Origin of the sequence: Synechococcus sp. H55.9 (genome assembly GCF_047462355.1) — a bacterium.
In the GTDB taxonomy this organism is placed as follows: Bacteria; Cyanobacteriota; Cyanobacteriia; order Thermostichales; family Thermostichaceae; genus Thermostichus.
This window is the reverse complement of record NZ_JANSJB010000037.1, coordinates 18,457-22,321: the sequence shown is the minus strand read 5'-3', so window position 1 is coordinate 22,321 and position 3,865 is coordinate 18,457. Positions and strand designations below refer to the sequence as shown.

4 protein-coding genes are annotated in these 3,865 nt (G+C 60.4%); all 4 read right to left on the bottom strand.

Going from position 1 to position 3,865, the window contains the following annotated elements; genetic code table 11:
* Nucleotides 1-108: 108 nt before the first annotated feature.
* The 4 genes from NW857_RS06625 to NW857_RS06610 all read right to left on the bottom strand — a co-directional run bounded on the left by NW857_RS06625 (nucleotide 109) and on the right by NW857_RS06610 (nucleotide 3,815).
* Nucleotides 109-1,053, bottom strand: a complete 945-nt coding sequence (locus tag NW857_RS06625) for a F0F1 ATP synthase subunit gamma (RefSeq protein ID WP_414333069.1) — start codon at nucleotides 1,051-1,053, stop codon at nucleotides 109-111.
* Between the two features lie 60 nt (nucleotides 1,054-1,113).
* Nucleotides 1,114-2,634, bottom strand: coding sequence for a F0F1 ATP synthase subunit alpha (gene atpA, locus NW857_RS06620; protein WP_414333068.1), 1,521 nt, complete (start codon nucleotides 2,632-2,634; stop codon nucleotides 1,114-1,116).
* Between the two features lie 64 nt (nucleotides 2,635-2,698).
* Nucleotides 2,699-3,247: an ATP synthase F1 subunit delta gene (atpH, locus tag NW857_RS06615; RefSeq protein WP_414333066.1), complete on the bottom strand. Its 549-nt coding sequence runs from the start codon at nucleotides 3,245-3,247 to the stop codon at nucleotides 2,699-2,701.
* Between the two features lie 19 nt (nucleotides 3,248-3,266).
* Entirely contained in the window at nucleotides 3,267-3,815 is a 549-nt protein-coding gene (locus NW857_RS06610) for a F0F1 ATP synthase subunit B (RefSeq protein WP_414337239.1), read from the bottom strand.
* Nucleotides 3,816-3,865 lie beyond the last annotated feature (50 nt).

The following is a 3,865-nucleotide window of genomic DNA, read 5'->3' as shown; positions in this document are numbered from 1 at the left end:
GGCTGTAGCGTTTAGTAGGGTGGGGCGTGGGTTTGGTAATACTAGATCTGAGCCAACACCAGCTAGTCCTTGTGGTTGTGGGTTGGGTGTGGTGGGTGGGAGAGAAGTTTATAGGGCCTCAGCTCCGGCAACTACCTCCAGGATCTCCTGGGTGATAGCCGCCTGCCGAGCTTTGTTGTAGGCAAGGCCCAGTGTGCGGATGAGTTCGCTGGCGTTGTCGCTGGCATTGTTCATGGCCGTCATGCGGGCCGCCAACTCGCTGGCCGCTGCTTCCTGCAAAGCCCGCAACAACTGGTTGTTCAAGTACAGCGGCAGCAGCGCGTCCAAAATCTGCACCGGATCCTGCTCGAAGATCATGTCTGGCGGCGGGGCTGAGACAGGAGCAACGATCTTGCTGCGCTCGACCGTGAACTCTCCCCCCCGCACCAGCAGGTTAAAAATCTCGTCGTCGCGGGCAGCCAGGCGCGTGGGATCCAGAGGTAGCAGCGATTGCACCACCGGACGGGAGCTGATCAGCGAGACAAAGCGGGTGTAGATCAGCTCCACCTTGTCTACTTTCTCGGACAGGAAAGCGGAGAGGAGCTGATCCCCTATTTGCGCAGCTTCCGCCGCCGTAGGAATCTGCGACAAGTTCACGTAGGTCTTGGCAATGGGAGCGGAGCGGCGCTGAAAATACTGCACCACCTTGCGGCCCACCAGGTAAAGCTGCACCTGCAGCCCCGTCTCCTGCAGCTCGCGCACCCGCTCCTCGGTGCGCTTGATAACGTTGGCATTGTAAGCACCGCACAGGCCCCGATCCCCAGCCACCACCAACAGGCCCACCGTTTCAATGGGCCGCTGCTTCAGCAGAGGCAACTCGACATTTTCCAGCCGCAACCGCGTTTGCAGCCGATAGAAAACCTGGGCTAGGCGGTCGGCAAAGGGACGGGTGGCCATCACCTGCTCCTGGGCCCGTCGCACCCGCGCTGCCGCCACCAGGCGCATGGCCTCTGTAATCTTGCGGGTGTTTTTCACCGCCTTGATGCGATCGCGAATCCGCTTTAGGTTTGCCATAACCGATCCCCTCTGCTGTGGTTACTGGATGGGGATCCCCAAAGCAGGGATCCCCGGCAACTAAGCCGCCTTGGCCAGGAAGCTCTGTTTGAACTCCGTGATGGCGGTTTTCAAGATCTCTTCCGCCTCTTCAGTGAGTTGCTTGGTGGAGAGGACGATCTCCCCATACTTGGGATGGGTGGTGCCCAAGTAGGACAGCAGGCCCTGCTTGAAGCTGGAGACTTTCTCCACCGGAATGTCGTCCAAATACCCCCGCGTCCCGGCGTAGATAATCGCCACCTGCTGATCCAAAGACAGGGGCGAATATTGCGGCTGCTTGAGGATCTCCTGCAGCCGTTGGCCGCGGGCCAATTGCTTCTGGGTGGCCTCGTCCAGATCAGAGGCAAATTGGGCAAAGGCTTCCAGATCGCGAAATTGCGCCAGTTCCACCTTGATCGAGCCGGCCACTTTCTTCATCGCCTTGGTCTGGGCCGCCGAGCCGACGCGGCTGACAGAGATGCCAACGTTGATGGCGGGGCGAATGCCGGCGTTGAACAGATCCGACTCCAAGAAGATCTGCCCATCGGTGATGGAGATAACGTTGGTGGGAATATAGGCCGACACGTCGTTGGCCTGGGTTTCCACAATCGGCAGCGCCGTCATGGATCCCTCGCCCAGCCGGCTGTTCAGCTTGGCCGCCCGCTCCAGCAGCCGCGAGTGCAGATAGAATACATCCCCTGGGTAGGCTTCCCGACCGGGCGGACGCCGCAACAGCAGCGACATCTGCCGGTAGGCCACCGCCTGCTTGGAGAGGTCGTCGTAGACCACCAAAGTGTGCTTACCCTGGTACATAAAGTACTCGGCAATGGTGGCGCCACAATAGGGGGCCAACCACTGCAGCGGTGCCGGGCTGTCAGCGCCGGCAGCCACCACAATGCTGTAGTCCATCGCCCCTCGCTCGGTCAGGATGCCCACCACCTGGGCGATGGTGCTCTGCTTCTGGCCAATGGCTACGTAGATGCAGATCACATCCTGCCCTTTCTGGTTCAGGATCGTGTCCACGGCAACGGTGGTCTTGCCGGTTTGGCGGTCGCCGATGATCAGCTCCCGCTGCCCCCGCCCGATGGGGATTAGAGCGTCAATGGCGGTGATGCCGGTTTGCAGAGGCTCGTACACGGAGCGGCGATCGATAATGCCGGGGGCCGGGGACTCAATGAGGCGCGTCTCGGTGCAGTGAATCGGCCCTTTGCCGTCGATGGGGTTGCACAGGGGATCCACTACGCGGCCCAGCAGGGCTTCCCCTACAGGGATGCTGGCAATTCTGCCCGTGGCTTTGACGGTGGATCCTTCTTGGATGTTGCGCCCGGAGCCGATCAACACTGCGCCGACGTTGTCTTCTTCTAGGTTAAGGGCAATACCGGTGGTGCCATCCTCAAATTCCAACAGTTCGCTGGCCATCACCTTCTCCAGGCCGTAGATGCGGGCAATGCCGTCTCCCACCTGCAGGACGGTACCGACATTGGAGATCTGCATCTCCTGGTTATACTGTTCGATCTGCTGCTTGATGATGGTACTGATCTCGTCTGGGCGAATCGTAGGCATAGCAGTCCTCTCAACGGAATAGGAAGGGATCCAAAAAAATCATTGAGGAAAACGCTGGGCCAATTTAGGCCAACTGCAGCGCCAGCCGGCGCAACTGGCCGCGCAAGCTGAGGTCGATCACCTGGGATCCGATCTTGATGATCACCCCACCCAGCAACGTGGGATCTTGGGCAATCTGGAGCTCCACACCCCTGGCCTGCGTGAAGTCTCTTACCCGCTCGCGGATCGACTGCTGTTGCGCCTCGGTCAGAGGTACCGCCGTGGTCACCTCGGCCAGGACGATATCTTGCAGCTTCCGCTGCAGCTCCAAGAACCGCCGGCAGACGGCCTCGAGGAACATGATACGGCGACGGTCGCACAACAGCTTAAGAGCATTCAGCAGCAGGGGGTGGATCTGGTCGGCAAACACCTGCTGCAGCAGGTTTTTCTTGGCTTCCGCCTTGATCAGGGGGCTGGCGAGGAATTGGCCCAGCTCCGGCGTGGCCTGCAGAACCGCGGCCATAAAACGGATGTCGGCCTCAAAGGTATCCATTAGCCCCTGAGCAGAGGCAAGAGAAACCAGGGCTTCGGCGTAGGGATCGACCACCTTGGCGGCCATGGTGCGGCTGATCATGCTTTTCCCTTCCTCCTCCTTAGCGGGCAATCATCTGGATCCCTTGTTCGATCAGGCGCTGGTGAACCTGCTCGCTGAGGTGCTGCGGCAGCTCCTGCTCCACCTTGCGCAGGGCTTGGCGCACGATCTGGCGGCGCAGCTCCTGGACAATTTGCTCTTGTTCAGCAGAGAGATCCCTTTCGGCGTTGGCGCGCAGCCGCTCGATCTCCCGCTCCGCCTGCTGCAACAGCTCCTGCCGGCGGGCTTCCGCATTGGCCTCCGCCTGTTTGCGAATGCGCTCCGCCTCTTGCTGGGCCTGCGCCAGCTTTTGTTGTTCTTCCGCCAGCCTCTCGATCGCCTCCTGCTTGCGCTGCTCCGCCTGGCGCAGCTCCTCGAGGATGCCTTCTCGCCGCTTGGCCAGAGCTTCCCCCACCACCCGGCGCCCCAAAATGTACAGCAAGGTGAGGATAATGGCGATGTTGATTAAGTTGCTTTCCAGAATCGCATCCAAGAGCCCCTTTTCTGGGGATACTTCCGCGGCTTCTGCCATGGCCAAAAGCCAAGCGGGCATCAGGCTCCACACCAGCATCACGCGCTACTCCCAAGGAATGTTCAACCGGCCACTTAACGGGCGCTGCC

Excerpts from the sequence above, each read along its gene's own strand:
- NW857_RS06625 (WP_414333069.1), bottom strand. The coding sequence starts at position 1,053 with ATGGCAAACCTAAAGCGGATTCGCGATCGCATCAAGGCGGTGAAAAAC.
- atpA (WP_414333068.1), bottom strand. The coding sequence starts at position 2,634 with ATGCCTACGATTCGCCCAGACGAGATCAGTACCATCATCAAGCAGCAG.
- NW857_RS06610 (WP_414337239.1), bottom strand. The coding sequence starts at position 3,815 with ATGCTGGTGTGGAGCCTGATGCCCGCTTGGCTTTTGGCCATGGCAGAA.
- atpH (WP_414333066.1), bottom strand. The coding sequence starts at position 3,247 with ATGATCAGCCGCACCATGGCCGCCAAGGTGGTCGATCCCTACGCCGAA.